At 67.5% G+C, this 18,358-nt stretch carries 18 protein-coding genes; 14 read left to right on the forward strand and 4 right to left on the reverse strand.

Features of this window, described 5'->3' with window-relative positions:
* Positions 1-102: 102 nt before the first annotated feature.
* Both lpdA and H9658_RS10980 read left to right on the forward strand, forming a co-directional pair.
* Entirely contained in the window at positions 103-1,908 is a 1,806-nt protein-coding gene (gene lpdA, locus H9658_RS10975) for a dihydrolipoyl dehydrogenase (RefSeq protein WP_191825378.1), read from the forward strand.
* 90 nt (positions 1,909-1,998) lie between these two features.
* Complete coding sequence (locus H9658_RS10980) at positions 1,999-2,274, forward strand: hypothetical protein (RefSeq protein WP_191825379.1); 276 nt, start codon at positions 1,999-2,001, stop codon at positions 2,272-2,274.
* 153 nt (positions 2,275-2,427) lie between these two features.
* On the opposite strand, the gene H9658_RS10985 is transcribed toward H9658_RS10980, so the two are convergent.
* Entirely contained in the window at positions 2,428-3,255 is an 828-nt protein-coding gene (locus H9658_RS10985) for a hypothetical protein (protein ID WP_179568776.1), read from the reverse strand.
* 433 nt (positions 3,256-3,688) lie between these two features.
* Here H9658_RS10985 and H9658_RS10990 point away from each other — a divergent pair, with 433 nt between their 5' ends.
* The 10 genes from H9658_RS10990 to H9658_RS11035 all read left to right on the forward strand — a co-directional run bounded on the left by H9658_RS10990 (position 3,689) and on the right by H9658_RS11035 (position 12,039).
* Positions 3,689-4,054: an ATP synthase subunit I gene (locus H9658_RS10990; protein WP_179568774.1), complete on the forward strand. Its 366-nt coding sequence runs from the start codon at positions 3,689-3,691 to the stop codon at positions 4,052-4,054.
* A 27-nt stretch (positions 4,055-4,081) separates the two neighbouring features.
* A complete protein-coding gene (gene atpB, locus H9658_RS10995) occupies positions 4,082-4,876 on the forward strand; it encodes a F0F1 ATP synthase subunit A (protein ID WP_179568772.1) in 795 nt (264 codons plus the stop codon).
* A gap of 78 nt (positions 4,877-4,954) precedes the next feature.
* The gene (gene atpE, locus H9658_RS11000; protein ID WP_046978353.1) at positions 4,955-5,254 is read left to right on the forward strand and encodes a F0F1 ATP synthase subunit C; all 300 of its coding nucleotides are present in this window, start codon (positions 4,955-4,957) and stop codon (positions 5,252-5,254) included.
* A 117-nt stretch (positions 5,255-5,371) separates the two neighbouring features.
* Positions 5,372-5,842, forward strand: a complete 471-nt coding sequence (locus tag H9658_RS11005) for a F0F1 ATP synthase subunit B (protein ID WP_179568770.1) — start codon at positions 5,372-5,374, stop codon at positions 5,840-5,842.
* A gap of 1 nt (position 5,843) precedes the next feature.
* Positions 5,844-6,371 (forward strand): F0F1 ATP synthase subunit delta, encoded by a 528-nt coding sequence (locus H9658_RS11010; RefSeq protein ID WP_179568768.1) that lies wholly within the window; start codon positions 5,844-5,846, stop codon positions 6,369-6,371.
* Positions 6,372-6,518: 147 nt separating this feature from the next.
* Positions 6,519-8,066 carry a F0F1 ATP synthase subunit alpha gene (gene atpA, locus H9658_RS11015; RefSeq protein ID WP_179568766.1) on the forward strand — a complete coding sequence of 516 codons (1,548 nt, stop codon included), beginning with the start codon at positions 6,519-6,521 and terminating at the stop codon, positions 8,064-8,066.
* Between the two features lie 117 nt (positions 8,067-8,183).
* Positions 8,184-9,047: a F0F1 ATP synthase subunit gamma gene (atpG, locus tag H9658_RS11020; protein WP_145705144.1), complete on the forward strand. Its 864-nt coding sequence runs from the start codon at positions 8,184-8,186 to the stop codon at positions 9,045-9,047.
* A gap of 122 nt (positions 9,048-9,169) precedes the next feature.
* Positions 9,170-10,576 (forward strand): F0F1 ATP synthase subunit beta, encoded by a 1,407-nt coding sequence (gene atpD, locus H9658_RS11025; RefSeq protein ID WP_179568762.1) that lies wholly within the window; start codon positions 9,170-9,172, stop codon positions 10,574-10,576.
* A 146-nt stretch (positions 10,577-10,722) separates the two neighbouring features.
* Positions 10,723-11,145, forward strand: a complete 423-nt coding sequence (locus H9658_RS11030; protein ID WP_179568760.1) for a F0F1 ATP synthase subunit epsilon — start codon at positions 10,723-10,725, stop codon at positions 11,143-11,145.
* A 321-nt stretch (positions 11,146-11,466) separates the two neighbouring features.
* Entirely contained in the window at positions 11,467-12,039 is a 573-nt protein-coding gene (locus H9658_RS11035; RefSeq protein WP_191825380.1) for a chorismate mutase, read from the forward strand.
* Positions 12,040-12,183: 144 nt separating this feature from the next.
* On the opposite strand, the gene H9658_RS11040 is transcribed toward H9658_RS11035, so the two are convergent.
* Positions 12,184-12,567: a GtrA family protein gene (locus H9658_RS11040; RefSeq protein ID WP_191825381.1), complete on the reverse strand. Its 384-nt coding sequence runs from the start codon at positions 12,565-12,567 to the stop codon at positions 12,184-12,186.
* A gap of 135 nt (positions 12,568-12,702) precedes the next feature.
* Between H9658_RS11040 and glmU the strand changes: the two genes are divergently transcribed.
* Together glmU and H9658_RS11050 are read left to right on the forward strand one after the other, a co-directional pair.
* Positions 12,703-14,067 carry a bifunctional UDP-N-acetylglucosamine diphosphorylase/glucosamine-1-phosphate N-acetyltransferase GlmU gene (gene glmU / locus H9658_RS11045; protein ID WP_191825382.1) on the forward strand — a complete coding sequence of 455 codons (1,365 nt, stop codon included), beginning with the start codon at positions 12,703-12,705 and terminating at the stop codon, positions 14,065-14,067.
* A 120-nt stretch (positions 14,068-14,187) separates the two neighbouring features.
* Positions 14,188-15,144: a right-handed parallel beta-helix repeat-containing protein gene (locus H9658_RS11050; protein ID WP_191825383.1), complete on the forward strand. Its 957-nt coding sequence runs from the start codon at positions 14,188-14,190 to the stop codon at positions 15,142-15,144.
* Between the two features lie 371 nt (positions 15,145-15,515).
* On the opposite strand, the gene H9658_RS11055 is transcribed toward H9658_RS11050, so the two are convergent.
* Positions 15,516-16,868, reverse strand: a complete 1,353-nt coding sequence (locus H9658_RS11055; protein ID WP_191825384.1) for a sensor histidine kinase — start codon at positions 16,866-16,868, stop codon at positions 15,516-15,518.
* Positions 16,865-18,202, reverse strand: coding sequence for a sigma-54-dependent transcriptional regulator (locus H9658_RS11060; protein WP_191825385.1), 1,338 nt, complete (start codon positions 18,200-18,202; stop codon positions 16,865-16,867). The genes H9658_RS11055 and H9658_RS11060 overlap by 4 nt, the downstream gene beginning before the upstream one ends.
* Positions 18,203-18,358 lie beyond the last annotated feature (156 nt).

Consider the following 18,358-nt stretch of genomic DNA (forward strand, 5'->3'; position numbering starts at 1 on the left):
ATGATGCACTGCTCGAAACGCAGCAACTGGGTCTTGCCGTCGGCGCCGCCGTAGAACTGCAATCGCCCGCCGGCGCGCCGGCCGGGCCACAGGAGAAGCTGCATGGCGGTCATTGAGGTCAAGGTCCCGGATATCGGCGACTACAGCGAGGTTCCGGTCATCGAAGTGCTGGTCGCGGTCGGCGACACGGTGAAGAAGGACCAGGGCTTGCTGACCCTGGAGTCGGACAAGGCCACGCTGGAAGTGCCGTCGGCGGCGGCCGGCGTGATCAAGGAGCTGAAGGTCAAGCTCGGCGACGTCCTGTCCGAGGGCGCGGTGATCGCGCTGCTGGAGACCGAGGACGCCGGCGCCGCGCCGGCCGCCGCGCCCGCACCGGCCAAGGCCGAGGCGCCGGCCAGCAAGCCGCCGGTGGCGCCGTCGCATCGCGCCCCGGCCGAGCCGCCGGCGCCCAAGCCGGCGCTGGCCAGCGGCAAGCCGGCCGACATCGAATGCAAGATGGTGGTGCTCGGCGCCGGCCCCGGCGGCTACACCGCCGCGTTCCGCGCCGCCGACCTGGGCCTGGACACGGTGCTGATCGAGCGCTACGCCAGCCTCGGCGGTGTCTGCCTCAACGTCGGCTGCATTCCGTCCAAGGCGCTGCTGCACGCGGCCGCGGTGATCGACGAGGTGGCCCATGCCGGCGACTTCGGCGTGACCTTCAGCGCTCCCAAGATCGCCCTGGACAAGCTGCGCGCGTACAAGGAAAACGTGGTCGGCAAGCTCACCGGCGGCCTGGCCAGCATGGCCAAGCAGCGCAAGGTGCGCACCGTCACCGGCGTGGCGTCGTTCGTGTCGCCCAACGAGCTGGAGATCGTCGGCGCCGACGGCAAGACCCAGTTGCTGCGTTTCGAGCAGTGCATCATCGCCGCCGGTTCGCAGGCGGTGAAGCTGCCCAACTTCCCGTGGGACGACAAGCGGGTCATGGACTCCACCGACGCGCTGGAACTGCAGGAGATCCCCAAGACCCTACTGGTGGTCGGCGGCGGCATCATCGGCCTGGAAATGGCCACCGTGTACAGCGCGCTGGGCAGCAAGGTCACCGTGGTCGAGTTCATGGACCAGCTGATGCCGGGCGCCGACAAGGACCTGGTCAAGCCGCTGGCCGACCGGCTGAAGAAGCAGGGCGTGGAGGTCTACCTGAAGACCAAGGCCACCGAGGTCAAGGCCGACAAGAAGGGCATCACCGTGTCGTTCGAGGCCGCGGCCGAAGGCGAGCAGCCGGCGCTGGGCGCGACCAGCTACGACCGCGTGCTGGTCGCGGTGGGCCGTTCGCCGAACGGCAAGAAGATCGGCGCGGAGAAGGCCGGGGTGAACGTCACCGAGCGCGGCTTCATCCCGGTCGACCGGCAGATGCGCAGCAACGTGCCGCACATCTTCGCCATCGGCGACATCGTCGGCAATCCGATGCTGGCGCACAAGGCCACCCACGAGGGCAAGCTGGCCGCGGAAGTGGCGGCGGGCGAGAAGAAGGAGTGGGTGGCGCGGGTGATCCCGTCGGTGGCCTACACCAACCCGGAAATCGCCTGGGTCGGCGTCACCGAGACCGAGGCCAAGGCCAAGGGCCTGAAGGTGGGCGTGGCCAAGTTCCCGTGGGCGGCCAGCGGCCGCGCCATCGGCATCGGCCGCACCGAGGGCTTCACCAAGCTGATCTTCGACGAGGACACGCACCGCATCGTCGGCGGCGCCATCGTCGGCGTGCATGCCGGCGACCTGCTGGCCGAGATCGGCCTGGCGATCGAGATGGGCGCGGAGGCCGAGGACATCGGCCACACCATCCACGCGCATCCGACCCTGAGCGAGTCGGTCGGCATGGCCGCCGAGGTCTACGACGGCACCATCACCGACCTGTACATCCCGAAGAAGAAGTAAGCGGCTGGCGCACGCGCGACGCCGACGACGCCCCGTTCGCGGGGCGTCGTCCTGTCTGCGCGGCACCGCGCCGCGATTGCGGAGAATGCGATGCACACGCGGTCGTTGTGTTCCGAACTGCAGGCGCTGCTGGAGCGCGAGCTGGGCCAGGGCAACCGCATGCAGGAGCCGCCGCATCGGACCGACTGGCCCGAGCCCGGCTCGGTGTTCGTGGCCTTGCGGCACGATCTGCGCAGCGCCGTGGGCAGCCTGCCCGCGGCGGTACGCCATTCGGTGTGCCGCGATCCACACTACGGTTGGCACGACGAGTGCTACTGCGAGATTCACCGGCACCTGCTGGTGGCGGGCGTGGCCAAGCCGCCGTGAGCGGTGTCCGCCGCACCCGCGCCGGCATCGTCGTCCAGGCCACCGCAGGATTCGACCGCCTGCCAACCGGCCCCATAAACGACAAACCCCCGCATCGCTGCGGGGGTTTGCGTTGAAGCTCTTTGCGAGTCCCGAGTCCGAGTCCCGAAGGAATCAGAACGCGAAGGTCACACCGGCCACCGGGCCCTTGAACTCCTGCTTCAGGCCGACATTGGTCAGCGAGGCGGAGTTGGAGTCGGTCTCGCGGTCCACGTCCAGCTTGAACCAGTCGTAGCCGGCGAAGATGCCGAAGTTCTTGGTGAAGCGGTACTCGGCGATGGCATTGGCGCGGCTCAGGTCGCCGTCGTACTTGCCGAAATCGCCCCACTTGGTGTTGACGTACTGGCCCTGCACGCTGAACAGCCAATGCTCGTTCGGCTGCGCGGTGAAGCGCAGGCCGACCACCGGCGCGGCGCCGTCTTCGCTCTCGTCGATGAAGGTGCCCGAATACAGGTCGCCCAGGTCGGCGTAGGCATTGGCCTGGACCTTGGCCCACTCGGCGCCGATCTGCAGGCCCATGCTGAACTGCGGGGTGTCGATCACCGAGTAGTCGTACACCAGGCTGGCCACCTGGTACTTCATCTCGCCCTTGACGAAGCTGCCGGCCGGCACGGTGACGCCGTCGTAGCTGAGGTTCTCGCCCAGTTCCTCGCGGCGGTCCTTGTCGTACTTGAAGTAGTCGAAGATCAGGCGCTGGCGGGTGCTGATGCGGAACACGCCGTCCACGCGCGGCTCCCATTCCTTGCCGCCGAAGTCGAAGTCCTGCGAACCGGAGATCTCGTTGCCGGCGATGGTGGTGTTGCCGCGCAGGGTGTTGTCGTTGTCCACGTTCATCGCGCCGAGGCGGATGGTAAAGCGGTCGTCGGTGTCGGCGGCGTGGGCGGGAAGGGCGTAGGCGGCGGCGAGCGCGCACGGCAACGCAAGGGCGAGCAAATGTTTCATAGGGGGCGAAGCTCCGTCATCTGGGGATGGATGCGCCGATGGCGAGCGCCACCGCGTGCCGCAACTATCCTTAAAACCGTGTCCACCATCCGTGAAGGTATGGAGGTGGCATCGGTCACGGAATCGCAGGCAAAAAGAAGAGCCCCGGTCGCCCGGGGCTCCATGGGTCCGCGCTGCAAATCGACGAGGATGGGCGCAGTCCCTGCATGATCGGACCGGAGGCGGGAGGAAAAGTTCCCACGCAAATCCCTGTTGCGATGCATCAATGCGGGCCGCGGTGCGGGTCCGCGACGTGCTATCGTTGGCGGCTTGGCTGGATCCGGGGACGGCCGCGACCTTTGGCGGTTGTCTCGCAAATTGTCCCATTGCTATAATTCCGCGGCTCGATGGACGCGAAGACGTCCTCAACCCACCACCAACTGCAGGATTTTCTGTGCTGAACTCCGTTGATGCGGGTCGGCGGCTGATGCTGCGCGCAGCGATTTACCCGCTGGTGGCGGTGGCCGTGGTTTCCCTGGCGTTCCTGCTGCTGGGGCCGAAGTACGCCATGGGCGCTGCCGCAACCGGGCTGGCGACGGTGGCGGGAGGATGGCTGGCGGCACGCACCGCGTTGAGCGGCGGCGTGCAGGCGGCTGGTGCGGCGATGGCGCGGTTGATCGTGGCCATGGTGCTGAAGTGGGTGTTGGTATTCGCGGTACTCGCGCTGGGCTTTGCCTGGTGGCGGCTGCCTCCTCTGGCCCTGTTGGCGGGTATCGCCACCGGGCTGATGTTCCAGGTTCTGGCTCTGGCCAGACGTTGATCGAATCACGATAAAGGCTCAGGACTCATGGCGGGCGAGGAAGCAACCCCTACCTCCTACATCCAGCACCACCTGCAAAACCTCACCTTCCAGGTGCAGGAGGGCGGGTTCTGGCAGGTGCACGTCGATACCCTGGTCATGTCGGTGCTGTCCGGCCTGCTGATGGTGTTCGGCTTCTGGATCGCCACGCGCAAGGCCACCGCTGGCGTGCCGGGCAAGTGGCAGGCGTTCGTGGAGATCCTGCTGGAGTTCGTCGACCGCCAGGCCAAGGACACCTACCACGGCACCAGCAAGCTGGTGACCCCGATCGCGATCACCCTGTTCTTCTGGATCCTGATGATGAACCTCATCAAGATGATCCCGGCGGACTTCATCGCGATCCCGCTGAGCTGGGCCGGCGTGCACTACTGGAAGCCGGTGCCCACCGCCGACGTCAACGCCACCCTGGGCATGTCGATCAGCGTGTTCTTCCTGATGATCTTCTTCTCGCTGCGCTCCAAGGGCGTGGGCGGGATGACCAAGGAATTCCTGACCGCCCCGTTCGGCAAGTGGATGCTGCCGTTCAACCTGATCCTCAATATCGTCGAGTGGCTGAGCAAGCCGATCTCCCTGGCGATGCGACTGTTCGGCAACATGTTCGGCGGCGAGATCGTGTTCCTGCTGATCTGGGTGCTGGGCGGTGCCGGCATCGTCGGCGCACTGGCCGGCGGCGCGTTCGGCTTCGGCTGGATGCTGTTCCACCTGCTGGTGATCCCGCTGCAGGCCTTCATCTTCATGATGCTGTCCATCGTGTATCTGAGCCTGGCGGAAGACAGCCACTGACGTTTCTGCTTCACGCGTTTTAAGCAACCCTTCGTTCGATTCACCATCCTCAAGCAACTTTAGTTCTCGGAGAAAACCATGTACTTCGCCGTCCTGACCAACCTCGCCCAAGTCCAGAGCTCCACCGTCCTCGCCGTCGGCATCATGATCGGCCTGGCCGCGCTGGGTGCCGGCCTCGGTCTGGCCATCATGGCCGGCAAGTTCCTGGAATCGGCCGCGCGCCAGCCGGAACTGATCCCGGTGCTGCAGGTGCGCATGTTCATCACCGCCGGCCTGATCGACGCCGCGTTCATCATCAGCGTCGCGGTCGGCCTGCTGTTCGCGTTCGCCAACCCGATGATCGGCGAGTTCGTGTCGCGCCTGCCGCAGGGCGGCTGATCCAGTAGCACCGGCGGACGGTCGCAGCGATGCGGCCGCCCCGCTGCGGATGAAGGTTCGGACGCGCCCGCCGCGATGGCGGCGCGTCCACCCCGTCACTTTGGCTGAGCGTACCCAATGAATATCGGTCTCACCCTCTTTGCCCAGGCGCTGGCGTTTGCCGGTCTGATCTGGATCGTCGCGACCAAGATCTGGCCGCCGCTGATGCAGGCCATCGAAGAGCGCCAACAGAAGATCGCCGAAGGCCTCGCCGCCGCCGATCGCAGCCAGAAGGATCTGGCGCAGGCGCAGGAAAAGGTCAACGAAGCGCTGAAAGACGCACGCGTCAAGGCCAACGAGATCATCGATCAGGCCCACGCGCGCGCCAACCAGATCGTCGAAGCGGCCAAGAACGAGGCGATCGCCGAGGCCAACCGGCAGAAGGATCTGGCCCAGGCCGAGATCGACGCCGCGGCCAACCGTGCGCGCGAGGACCTGCGTCGCCAGGTGTCGCTGCTGGCGGTGAGCGGTGCGGAAAAGCTGCTCAAGCGCGAAATCGACGCCAACGCCCACAAGGCGCTGCTCGACGAGCTGGCGGCGGAGATCTGAGATGAGCCAGGCCCTCACACTGGCGCGTCCGTATGCCCGCGCCGCGTTCGCCGCGGCCAGCGATGCCGGCAAGCTCGCGCCCTGGTCGCAGGCCTTGGCGTTCTCCGCCCAGGTCGCCGCCGATCCGCGCGTGGCGGCGTTGCTGCACAACCCGCAGCTGCAGCGCGAGCAGGCGGTGGCGCTGCTGGCGCCGCAGGTGGCCGACGAGCAGTACGCGCGCTTCCTCAGCCTGCTGGCCGAAGGGCAGCGGCTGCCGCTGCTGCCCGAGATCGCCGGGCTGTACGATCAGCTGCGTGCCGAGGCCGAATGCGTGGTCAAGGCCAACGTGACCTCGGCCACCCAACTGAGCGACGCGGAGGTGGCCTCGTTGAAGGTGGCGTTGAAGCAGCGCTTCGGCCGCGAGGTCGAGATCACCACGGCGGTGGACGCTTCGCTGATCGGCGGCGCGGTGATCGACGCCGGCGACGTGGTCATCGACGGTTCGCTGAAAGGCAAGCTGTCGCGCCTGCAATCCGCACTGGCCCACTAAGAAGCGGGAATGGCGAATAGAGAAGAGAGAACCCGGCCCGGCGGCGACGCCACCAGCGATTCCCGATTCCCCATTCCCGATTCTCAAAGAAGCTAACCACACGTCGCCATCCGCCTTCGCGCGGTGGACGATCCGAAGGAAACCAAGATGGCAACCACGCTCAATCCCTCCGAAATCAGCGAACTGATCAAGAACCGCATCGAGCAGGTCAAGCTGACTGCGGAGTCGCGCAACGAAGGCACGGTCACCAGCGTGTCCGACGGCATCGTGCGCATCTTCGGCCTGGCCGACGTGATGCAGGGCGAAATGATCGAACTGCCGAACGAGACCTACGCCCTGGCGCTGAACCTGGAGCGCGACTCGGTCGGCGCCGTGGTGCTCGGCGACTACGAGAACCTGCGCGAAGGCGACGTGGCCAAGACCACCGGCCGCATCCTGGAAGTGCCGGTGGGCAAGGAACTGCTCGGCCGCGTGGTCAACGCGCTGGGCGAGCCGATCGACGGCAAGGGCCCGCTGGGCACCTCGCAGACCGCGCCGGTGGAGCGCGTGGCGCCGGGCGTGATCTGGCGCAAGTCGGTCGACCAGCCGGTGCAGACCGGCTACAAGTCGGTCGACGCGATGATCCCGATCGGCCGCGGCCAGCGCGAGCTGGTCATCGGCGACCGCCAGACCGGCAAGACCGCGCTGGCGATCGATGCGGTGATCAACCAGAAGACCACCGGCATCAAGTGCGTGTACGTGGCGATCGGGCAGAAGGCCTCGACCGTGGCCAACATCGTGCGCAAGCTGGAAGAGAACGGCGCGCTGGCGCACACCATCGTGGTCGCCGCGACCGCCTCCGAATCGGCGGCGATGCAGTACATCAGCGCCTACGCCGGCTGCACCATGGGCGAGTACTTCATGGACCGCGGCGAAGACGCGCTGATCGTGTACGACGATCTGTCCAAGCAGGCCGTGGCCTACCGCCAGATCTCGCTGCTGCTGAAGCGCCCGCCGGGCCGCGAAGCGTATCCGGGCGACGTGTTCTACCTGCACAGCCGCCTGCTGGAGCGCGCCGCGCGCGTGTCCGAGGACTACGTGGAGAAGTTCACCAACGGCGAAGTGAAGGGCAAGACCGGTTCGCTGACCGCGCTGCCGATCATCGAAACCCAGGCCGGCGACGTGTCCGCGTTCGTGCCGACCAACGTGATCTCGATCACCGACGGCCAGATCTTCCTGGAAACCGACCTGTTCAACGCCGGCATCCGTCCGGCGGTGAACGCCGGCATCTCGGTGTCGCGCGTCGGCGGCGCCGCGCAGACCAAGATCATCAAGAAGCTCTCCGGCGGCATCCGCATCTCGCTGGCGCAGTACCGCGAGCTGGCAGCGTTCGCGCAGTTCGCCTCGGACCTGGACGAAGCCACCCGCAAGCAGCTCGAGCGCGGCCAGCGCGTCACCGAGCTGATGAAGCAGAAGCAGTACCTGCCGATGTCCATCGCCAACCAGGCGCTGTCGATCTACGCGGTCAACGAAGGCTTCCTGGACGACGTGCCGGTCAACAAGATCGGCGCGTTCGAGGAAGGCCTGCACGCGCACTTCGCCAACACCGCCGGCGAGCTGATCGCCAAGGTCAACGACAGCGGCGACTGGAACGGCGAGATCGAAGCGGCGTTCAAGAAGGGCATCGGCGAGTTCAAGACCACGGGCAGCTGGTAATCCAGCTGCAGGGAATCGGGAATCGAGAATAGGGAATCGTAGGAGCGGGATCCGGGCGTTTGCCCATTCCCGATTCTCCATTCCCCATTCCCACGAAGCGAGCAGAGCGAGCGAGAAATGGCAGGCGGACGCGAAATCAAAACCAAGATCAAGAGCGTGCAGAACACCCGCAAGGTGACGCGCGCGCTCGAGATGGTCTCGGCCTCCAAGATCCGCAAGGCGCAGGATCGGATGAAGACCTCGCGCCCGTACGCGCAGGCGATGAAGCAGGTGATCGGGCATCTGGCGCAGGCCAGCACCGACTACACGCATCCGTTCCTGGTGCAGCGCGACGCGGTCAAGCGCGTCGGCTACATCGTGATCTCCTCCGATCGCGGCCTGGCCGGCGGCCTCAACAACAACCTGTTCCGCAAGATGCTGGGCGAAGTGCGCCAGTGGCAGGACAAGGGCGCCGGCATCGACGTGGTCACCATCGGCCAGAAGGCCTCGGTGTTCTTCCGCCGGCTCAAGGTCGACATGGTCGGCAGCGTCAGCCACCTCGGCGACGTGCCGCAGCTGGAACAGCTGATCGGCGTGATCAAGGTGATGCTGGATGCGTTCACCGAGGGCAAGGTCGACCGCGTCTACCTGGTCTACAACCGCTTCGTGAACACGATGACGCAGAAGGCCAGCTTCGACCAGCTGCTGCCGCTGCCGGCGGCGGAGAACCAGGTCGCGCACCACGACTGGGACTACCTGTACGAACCCGATGCCGCGACCGTGCTGGAGCACGTGATGACGCGCTACATCGAGTCGCTGGTGTACCAGGCGGTGCTGGAGAACGTGGCCTCCGAGCATGCCGCGCGCATGGTCGCGATGAAGGCGGCCAGCGACAACGCCAACAAGCTGATCAGCACCTTGCAGCTGATCTACAACAAGGCGCGCCAGGCGGCGATTACCCAGGAAATTTCCGAGATCGTCGGCGGCGCGGCCGCTGTGTAGCCGGGAATGGGGAATGGAGAAACGGGAATGGTCGAAGCAGCAGCGCTTGATCTTCCCATTCCCGATTCCCCTTTCCCCATTCCCGACACCAGATTCGCATAGACATTAGTGGAGTTATCCAAATGAGTCAGGGCAAGATCGTTCAGATCATCGGCGCGGTCGTCGACGTCGAATTCGCGCGTGCCGATGTGCCGAAGATTTACGACGCACTGAAGGTCGAGGGCACGGCCATCACGCTGGAAGTCCAGCAGCAGCTGGGCGACGGCATCGTGCGCACCATCGCGCTCGGTTCCACCGACGGCCTCAAGCGCAACCTGCTGGCGACCAATACCGGCCGCGCGATCTCGGTGCCGGTCGGCCCGGGCACGCTGGGCCGGATCATGGACGTGCTGGGCCGCCCGATCGACGAGGCCGGCGACGTGCAGGCCACCGACCATTGGGAAATCCACCGCGCCGCGCCGAGCTACGAAGACCAGTCCTCGGCCACCGAGCTGCTGGAAACCGGCATCAAGGTCATCGACCTGATGTGCCCGTTCGCCAAGGGCGGCAAGGTCGGCCTGTTCGGCGGCGCCGGCGTCGGCAAGACCGTCAACATGATGGAACTGATCAACAACATCGCCAAGGCGCACTCGGGTCTGTCCGTGTTCGCCGGCGTGGGCGAGCGTACCCGCGAGGGCAACGACTTCTACCACGAGATGAAGGACTCCAACGTCCTGGACAAGGTCGCGATGGTGTACGGCCAGATGAACGAGCCGCCGGGTAACCGTCTGCGCGTGGCGCTGACCGGCCTGACCATGGCCGAGTACTTCCGCGACGAGAAGGACGAGAACGGCAAGGGCAAGGACGTGCTGCTGTTCGTCGACAACATCTACCGCTACACCCTGGCCGGTACCGAAGTGTCGGCGCTGCTGGGCCGCATGCCGTCGGCGGTGGGCTACCAGCCGACCCTGGCCGAGGAAATGGGCGTGCTGCAGGAGCGCATCACCTCGACCAAGACCGGCTCGATCACCTCGATCCAGGCCGTGTACGTGCCCGCGGACGACTACACCGACCCGTCGCCGGCGACCACCTTCGCCCACCTCGACTCGACCGTCGCGCTGTCGCGCAGCATCGCCTCGCTGGGTATCTACCCGGCGGTGGATCCGCTGGATTCGACCTCGCGCATGATGGATCCGAACGTGATCGGGCACGAGCACTACGACACCGCCCGCCGCGTGCAGATGACCCTGCAGAAGTACAAGGAACTGAAGGACATCATCGCGATCCTGGGCATGGACGAGCTGTCCGAAGAGGACAAGCAGTCGGTGTCGCGCGCGCGCAAGATCGAGCGCTTCTTCAGCCAGCCGTTCCACGTGGCCGAAGTGTTCACCGGCTCGCCGGGCAAGTACGTGTCGCTGAAGGACACCATCCGCGGCTTCAAGGGCATCGTCGAAGGCGAGTACGACCACCTGCCGGAGCAGGCGTTCTACATGGTCGGCAGCATCGAAGAAGCGGTCGAGAAGGCCAAGAAGATGGCCGAGAAGGCGTAACAGCCGGGATTCGGCATTCGGGATTAGGGATACGCAAAGGCGGGTGTCGGGTTTGATGGATTCGAATGGAGGAGAAGGCGGTGACACCGCTTTGACCAATCCCGAATCCCCAATCCCCAATCCCGCCTCGCGCCAGCGAGGTAACCATGAGCACCATCCGTTGCGACATCGTCAGCGCCGAGCATGAGATCTACCACGGTGAAGCGACCCTGGTGGTCGCCACCGGCGAGCTGGGCGAGCTGGGCATCGCGCCCAAGCACGCGCCGCTGATCACCCGGCTCAAGCCCGGCAAGGTGGTGGTCACCACCGCCAGCGGCGAGCAGCTGGATTTCGCCATTTCCGGCGGCATCCTCGAGGTGCAGCCACAGGTGGTGACCATCCTGGCCGACACCGCGATCCGCGCGCAGGACATCGACGAGGCGTCGGTGCGCAAGGCCAAGGAAGACGCCGAGCGCATGCTGGCCAACCGCGGCGAGGGCATCGACGTGGCCGAGGCGCAGGCCAAGCTGGCGGAAGTCACCGCGCAGCTGCAGGCGCTGGAACGTCTGCGCAAGAACCTCAAGCACTGAGTCTCGCGGCGCGCGCCGTCTGGCGCAGGCATGCGACGAAGACGCCGGCGACTGCCGGCGTTTTTCGTTTGTGGGCCACGTCCGCTGTACGCCGTGCCGTTTCGCAGCGGCGAGGAGCGCAGCTGCCGTCTCGCGCGTAGCGCCGGCATCGCCGCAACAGTGACGCGGCGCACGGCGCAGGCTTTATCGCCGCTGACTCGGCGGCGCCGGCGCGTGCCAGGCGCGGCGCGATGCAATGAAAACGTCCTCCGGCTTCGGCAAGATGGCCGCCCGATCTGCGGATTCATTCCCCCACGCAGACGGTTTTTCAGGAGAGACCCGATGACCGCTTCCGTCGCTGCCACACTCCCGCGCGTGCTGAGCGCGCTGCTGGCCGGCACTGCCATGCTGGGCTGCTCGATGCCCGCGCGCAGCGCCACGCCGCTGGAACCGCTGCTCGACCGCATCGTCGAGCGCAACGCGATCGGCGACCAGGTGGCGCTGAGCAAATGGGACAGCGGCAAGCCGGTGCTGGACGCCACGCGCGAAGCCGCGGTGCTGGCCAGCGTGCGCGAGCAGGCGCCGGCGCACGGCGTGGATGCGGACGATGCGGCGCGCTTCTTCGGCATGCAGATCGAGTCCAACAAGCTGGTGCAATACCAGTTGCTGGATCGCTGGCGGCTGCGCGGCCGCGCCCCCGACCAGCCGCGTCCGGACCTGACCGCGCTGCGTGCGCGGCTGGACCAGCTGCAGGGCGAAATGCTGGACGCCCTGCAGGCCAGCGCCGCGGCGCGGCAGGCGCCGGAGTGTCCCGCGGCGACCGCGCGCGCGGCCGAGGCCTATGCGCTGCGCTGGCAGCTGGACCAGGTCCATCGCACCGCGCTGGTGCGCAGCCTGGGCGATTTCTGCCACTGAGCGAGGCGAGCGGGGCGCAGTCGTCCCGATTGCACGGGCATGCGGCCTGCGCGGTCGAGGGCGCGCGGGCCGCGCCATGCGCAGCGGCTTTTTTTTGTAGGGGCGGCTGAAGCCGCTCCTACAGGGGCGTGTTGCGTGCTGCGCCTAGCGGTACACCACGTGCCGCCCCACGAAGAACGACAGCACCGCCAGCAGGCCTTCGACCACCAGCTTGGCCAGCCAGGCCAGGCGCAGGCCCAGCGCGTCCACGCACAGCGCCACCAGCCAGGTGCTGAGCAGGGTCATCAGGATCCACATCGCCATGAAGCGGCCGAACCGCTGCCAGCCCAGGCGCGCGCCGTCGCCGCTGGCGAAGGTGATGCGGCCGTTGAGCCAGAAGCCAAGCAGGGCGCCGCACACGCGGCCGAGCACGTTGGCCGGGATCGGCGGCATGCCGGCGGCGGTCGCCGCGACGAACACGCTCCAGTCGATCAGCAGTTGCAGCAGTCCGATCACGACGAATTGACTGCCCTGGCGCAGTAGACTCATGGAAGCCCTGGGTTGGGATCAAGCGCGCATGCTAGCGTCTGCCACGCAGATGTAAATGCCGCAGCGTCGCGACGTTGCGGCACGCAGCCGCAGCTGCCTCTAAAATCCCCGTCTGACCCGGAATGGAACTTCCCCATGAGCCTGCCCCTGCACGTCGTGATCCTTGCCGCCGGCGCGGGCAAGCGGATGAAGTCCGCCAAGCCCAAGGTGCTGCAACCCATCGCCGGCCGGCCGATGCTGGCCCACGTGATCGACACCGCGCGCCAGTTGCAGCCGGCGGCGATCCATGTGGTCTACGGCCATGGCGGCGACGCGGTGCGCGCGGCCTTCGGCGACCAGCCGGATCTGCTGTGGGCCGAGCAGGCGCAGCAGCTGGGCACCGGACATGCGGTGCAGCAGGCAATGGCCGAGGTGCCGGATGCGGCCACCGTGCTGGTGCTGTACGGCGACGTGCCGCTGATCCGCGCCGACACCTTGTTGCGCCTGCTGCACTCGCCGGGGCGGCTGGCGGTGCTGGTGGCCGAACCCGACGACCCCAGCGGCTACGGCCGCATCGTGCGCGACGCGGAAGGCAAGGTCGCGGCGATCGTGGAGCATAAGGATGCCGACGACGATCAACGCCGCATCCGCGCCATCAACACCGGCATCGTCACCGCCGAATCCACCGCGCTCAAGCGCTGGCTGGCGCAATTGCGCAGCGACAACGCGCAGGGCGAGTATTACCTGACCGACGTGTTCGCCGCCGCCGCCGCCGAATTCACCCCGGCGGAGATGGTGCTGGTGGCCGATCCGATCGAGGCCGAGGGCGCCAACGACCCGTGGCAGCTGGCGCAGCTGGAGCGCGCCTGGCAGCTGCGCGCGGCGCGTGCGCTGTGCGAGCAGGGGGCGCACCTGCTCGATCCGAACCGGCTGGACCAGCGCGGCCGCGTGCGCGTGGGCCGCGACGTGTGCATCGACGTGAACGTGGTGCTGGAAGGCGAGGTGGAACTGGGCGACGGGGTCAGCATCGGCCCGTTCGTGCGGCTTAAGGACGTGGTGCTGGGGCCGGGTACCGAAGTGCGCGCGCACTGCGACCTGGAAGGCGTGGTCACCGAGGGCGCGGTGATGATCGGCCCGTTCGCGCGGCTGCGGCCGGGCACGGTGCTGGCCGACGGCGTGCACATCGGCAACTTCGTCGAGACCAAGAAGGCGGTGCTCGGCGTCGGCAGCAAGGCCAATCATCTGAGTTATCTGGGCGATGCGACGATCGGCAGCGGGGTCAACATCGGCGCCGGCACCATCACCTGCAACTACGACGGCGTGAACAAGTCGCAGACCACGATCGGCGACGACGTCTTCGTCGGCTCCAACAGCGCGCTGGTGGCGCCGCTGACGATCGGTGCCGGCGCGACCATCGGCGCCGGGTCGGTGATCACGCGCGACGCGCCGGCCGGCCAGCTCACCGTGGCGCGGGCGCGGCAGGCGACGCATGAAGACTGGAAGCGGCCGAAGAAGAAATAGCCGCCAGCGCGCGCCGGGCGGCGCGTGACAGGCATCGCAGCCGCACGCGCGGAGCCGCGCTAAGGTGGCGCGGCTGGCCGGATCCGGCGCCAGCGTCGCAACGCTCCATGGAGGTGTTCGATGTCGGTACGACGCATGCGCTGGTGGGTCCTGGTGTTGCTGGTGGCGGCGAGCGTCGTGCACGCGCAGACCTTCCGCCTGTACCTGGCGCCCGACGGCGACGATGCCGCGGCCGGGACCAGCGCCGCGACCGCCTTGAAGACATTGAGCGCCGCGCAGCAACGGTTGCTGGCGCAGCCGCCGCCGGCCGCGGTGGAAATCGTGGTCGCGCCCGGGACCTATCTGGGCCAGTCGGTACGCTGGACGTTCCGCAACGGCGCGCCGCTGCGCATCGTCGCCGCCTCCGGTGCAGGCACGATGCCGCACTTCGACGGACGCGGCGGCGGCACCTGGTTCACCCTGCGCGGCGGCGGCAACCAGCGCACCCAGCTGCAGTTCGTCGGCCTGGAGGTCAGCGACTACTGGATGGCGATGGATCTGGGCAGCAGCAACGCGGCCGCCGACGGCAACGCCGGCAACGAGATCCGCGGCATGCGCTTCACCCGCATCGGCGGCATCCACGGCCAGGGCGATCCGGCGTACTCGTATGCGGCGATCCGCTTGCAGAACTCGCGCGACAACGTCATCGCCGACAATCAGTTCAGCGCGATCGAGAACAGCAAGGAAACCTCCGGCTACATCCATGCGCTGTATCTGGCGCGGCATTCGACCGGCAATACCGTCGAGGGCAACAGTTTCACCGACGTCAACGGCGACGTGGTGCGCACCCGCGATGCGTCCGACGATACCCAGGTGCGCGGCAACCATTTCGTGCGCGCCGGCAAGTACGCCGCGTTCTCCGACTGGTTCGATCCGGAGCAGGGCGAATGTCCGTCGCAGGGCGGGCGCTTCGTCGACAACACGGTCGGCGCCGGCTATTACGGCGCGATACCCGCGACCGCCACGACCGGAGCCGACGACGCCTGCGGCGCGCTGGGCACGCCGCGCATCGTCGAGAGCGGCACCGTGCACGAGTAGAACTGGGGGGACGCAACGGCGAATCTGCTGCGTGCAGCGCGATGAGGGAATTTGTGGGAGCGACTCCAGTCGCGACGGGCGTTACCGGTAGAGCCCGTCGCGACTGAAGTCGCTCCTACAGTGGCAACATCACGTGGCATTGCCTGGATCGAAATGCGCTAGCTCGCCGATGCCAGCGGCAACGGCACCGCCACTCCGGCGCGATTCCCGCCAGCGCCACGGCCGGCGCCGACGCCGCGCATCGTCGAGAGCGGCACCGGACACGATTGAGCACGTGTGCACCCTTGTAGGAGCGGCTTCAGCCGCGACAGGTTCTACCGGAAATGTCTGTCGCGGCTGAAGCCGCTCCTACAGGGATGCGTGAGGCGTCATCAGCCCGCCGACGCCAGCGGCAACTGCACCGCCACGCACAGCCCGCCTTCGTCGCGGTTCTGCAGCGACAGGCGGCCGCCGTGCGCTTCGACGATCTCGCGGGTCAGCGCCAGGCCCAGGCCGGTGCCGTTGCGCTTGGTCGAATAGAACGGCATCAGCGCGTTGTGCAGCACCGCTTCGTTCATGCCGCTGCCGCGGTCCAGCACCTCGATGCGCAGCCATTCGGGGCGGGTGGAGACGCGGATGCGCACGCTGTCGGCCGGCGCCAGGCCCTCGGGACTGGACTCGTGCGCGTTCTTGACCAGGTTCAGCAGCGCCTGCTGCAGCTGCGCCGGGTCGACCCGGCTGTGCAGGTCGGGCGCTTCCAGTTCCAGCGCGAACGGGATCTGCTGCTGCAGCCCACTCAGGAACTGCGCCCAGTGCACGGTCTGCAACTGCGGCTGCGGCAGCTTGGCGAAGCGCGCGTAGCCGCGGATGAAGCCTTCCAGGTGCCGCGCGCGCTCTTCGATGGTGCCGAAGACTTCCTCCAGCCGCTCCACCTTCTGCCGCCGCACCAGCTCGGCGCCGGAGTGCGCCAGCGAGGCGATCGGCGCCAGCGAGTTGTTCAATTCGTGGCTGATCACCCGGATCACCTTCTTCCAGGTATGCACTTCCTGGCGGCGCAGTTCGGCGGTGAGCAGGCGGATCAGCAGCAGTTCGTGCGGGCGGCCGTTGAGACGGAAGCGGCGCCGCGACAGGTGATAGACCTGCTCCTCTTCCGGATCCTCGTCGTCGTCGATGGTGAACAGGCTGTCGCCGCCGCGCGCCACGGCCTCGCGCAGCGCCGGCGGCATGCCCAGCAGCAGGTCGTCCAGGCGCTGGCCTTCCAGCTTCCAGCCGCCGTGCAGCAGCTTGCGCGCGGCCAGGTTGGAGAACACCACGCGGCGCAGGCCGTCGCCGCCGTTGGAGGTCAGCAGCATCGCCACCGGCGTGTTCTGCACCATGGTGTCGAGCATCAGTTCGCGCTGCGCCAGGCCCTGGCGTTGCTCGCGCAGGATCTCGCCCAGCTGCCGGTGCGCGGCGACCATCTCGCCCAGTTCGTCGTCGCCGCGCCAGTGCACGCCGAAGTTGTATTCGCCGTCGCGGTAGCTGCTGACGGTGCCGGCCAGGGCGCGGAACAGCGAGCGCATCGGCGCGGTGGCGCGGCGCAGCGTCCACCACATCAGCGCCAGCAGCAACAGCGCCGAGAAGGTCACCACTTCCCAGCCGCGGTCCATCCAGTACGCCAGCAGCCACGGCATCGCCGCGGCCAGCGCCAGCACCGGCAGCAGGCGCAGGAACAGGCCGACGGTGAACGAGCGGCGCAGTTTCATTCGCGCGGGATTCCGTAGCGGTCCATGCGCCGGTACAGCGCCTGCCGGCTCATCCCCAATTCGGCCGCGGCCTGGGCGATGACGCCGTTGGCGCGGCCGAGCACCGCGACGATGCGCTCGCGGTCCGGTTCGGCGCCGGGCGCCGGACGCTGCGCTGCGGGCTTGGGCAGGTTGAGGTCGGCGGCCTCGATCACGCGACCGCCGGCCAGCAGTTCGGCGCGCTGGACGACGTTGCGCAGCTCGCGCACGTTGCCGGGCCAGGCGTGCCGCTGCAGCGCCTGCGCGGCACCGGCCGACAGCGCCTTGGCGCCGGACAGGAAGTGTTCGGCCAGCGGCAGGATGTCGCCGGGTCGGTCGGCCAGCGCCGGCAGCGACAGTTCCACCGCGTTGAGCCGGTAGTACAGATCCTCGCGGAAGCTGCCTTCGCGGATCATCGTGGTCAGGTCGGCATTGGTGGCGCTGATCACCCGCACCTTGACCTGGCGCTCGCGGTTGGAGCCCAGCCGTTCGAAGCGCCCGGTTTCCAGCACGCGCAGCAGTTTCATCTGCCCGGCCAGCGACAGGTTGCCGATCTCGTCCAGGAACAGGGTGCCGCCGTCGGCGGCCTCGAACTTGCCTTCGCGGACCTTGTTGGCGCCGGTGTAGGCGCCGGCCTCGGCGCCGAACAATTCCGCTTCGATCAGCTCGGCCGGAATCGCGCCGCAGTTCAGCGCCACGAACGGGCCCTGCCGCATCGGCGAATTGGCCTGGACGATCTCGGCGATCTTCTCCTTGCCGCTGCCGTTGGGGCCGGTGATCAGCACCGGCAGTTCCGAGCGCGCGACCTGGCAGGCCAGGGCGATGGCGCGTTCGCTGGCCGGATCGGCGAACACCGCGCCGCGCAGGTCGTAGCGCTGCGCCAGCTGCTGGCGATGGCGGCGTTCGCCGTCGCGGCGCCGTTCCAGTTCGCGCCGCGCTTCGGACAGCTCCAGCAGGTTGTTGACCGTGGTCAGCAGTTTGCGGTCGTCCCAGGGCTTGGCCAGGTAGTCGGCGGCGCCGGCCTTGACCAGTTCCACCGCGCTGCTGAGCTGGGTCCAGGCGGTCAGCAGGATCACCGGCAGGTCCGGATGGCGCACGCGGATCGCATCGAACAGCGCCACGCCTTCCTCGCCCGAGGTGGTGTCGGCGGTGAAGTTCATGTCCTGCAGCACCAGGTCGATATCGCCCTCGGCCAGGCGCTGCAGCCCGGCATCCGGGCTGTCCGCATGCACCGTCTCGATGTCGTGCAGCGAGAACAGCACTTCCAGCGCGGTGGCGACGGCGGGGTTGTCGTCGATGATCAGGATGCAGGGCATCGGGAACCTTGTCGGATGGCTTGGGCGGAACGGCGAATGCGGGCCAAGCTTGCATCATCGCAGGCGCCTGCGTACGCGCCCATCGTCTGTTAGCTCAGGTAGTGCGCGGCCATCATCGGTGGTAACGCGGCGTCGCGTGCGGCAGTGAATGTCCTA

Source organism: Xanthomonas bonasiae (assembly GCF_014836395.1).
Classification (GTDB): domain Bacteria; phylum Pseudomonadota; class Gammaproteobacteria; order Xanthomonadales; family Xanthomonadaceae; genus Xanthomonas_A; species Xanthomonas_A bonasiae.

Coding starts and splice junctions, on each gene's coding strand:
- H9658_RS11005 (WP_179568770.1), top strand. CDS start 5,372: ATGAATATCGGTCTCACCCTCTTTGCCCAGGCGCTGGCGTTTGCCGGT.
- H9658_RS11050 (WP_191825383.1), top strand. CDS start 14,188: ATGTCGGTACGACGCATGCGCTGGTGGGTCCTGGTGTTGCTGGTGGCG.
- atpB (WP_179568772.1), top strand. CDS start 4,082: ATGGCGGGCGAGGAAGCAACCCCTACCTCCTACATCCAGCACCACCTG.
- H9658_RS11060 (WP_191825385.1), bottom strand. CDS start 18,202: ATGCCCTGCATCCTGATCATCGACGACAACCCCGCCGTCGCCACCGCG.
- atpG (WP_145705144.1), top strand. CDS start 8,184: ATGGCAGGCGGACGCGAAATCAAAACCAAGATCAAGAGCGTGCAGAAC.
- H9658_RS10980 (WP_191825379.1), top strand. CDS start 1,999: ATGCACACGCGGTCGTTGTGTTCCGAACTGCAGGCGCTGCTGGAGCGC.
- atpE (WP_046978353.1), top strand. CDS start 4,955: ATGTACTTCGCCGTCCTGACCAACCTCGCCCAAGTCCAGAGCTCCACC.
- H9658_RS11040 (WP_191825381.1), bottom strand. CDS start 12,567: ATGAGTCTACTGCGCCAGGGCAGTCAATTCGTCGTGATCGGACTGCTG.
- atpD (WP_179568762.1), top strand. CDS start 9,170: ATGAGTCAGGGCAAGATCGTTCAGATCATCGGCGCGGTCGTCGACGTC.
- H9658_RS11030 (WP_179568760.1), top strand. CDS start 10,723: ATGAGCACCATCCGTTGCGACATCGTCAGCGCCGAGCATGAGATCTAC.
- H9658_RS11035 (WP_191825380.1), top strand. CDS start 11,467: ATGACCGCTTCCGTCGCTGCCACACTCCCGCGCGTGCTGAGCGCGCTG.
- H9658_RS11055 (WP_191825384.1), bottom strand. CDS start 16,868: ATGAAACTGCGCCGCTCGTTCACCGTCGGCCTGTTCCTGCGCCTGCTG.
- H9658_RS11010 (WP_179568768.1), top strand. CDS start 5,844: ATGAGCCAGGCCCTCACACTGGCGCGTCCGTATGCCCGCGCCGCGTTC.
- lpdA (WP_191825378.1), top strand. CDS start 103: ATGGCGGTCATTGAGGTCAAGGTCCCGGATATCGGCGACTACAGCGAG.
- H9658_RS10985 (WP_179568776.1), bottom strand. CDS start 3,255: ATGAAACATTTGCTCGCCCTTGCGTTGCCGTGCGCGCTCGCCGCCGCC.
- atpA (WP_179568766.1), top strand. CDS start 6,519: ATGGCAACCACGCTCAATCCCTCCGAAATCAGCGAACTGATCAAGAAC.
- glmU (WP_191825382.1), top strand. CDS start 12,703: ATGAGCCTGCCCCTGCACGTCGTGATCCTTGCCGCCGGCGCGGGCAAG.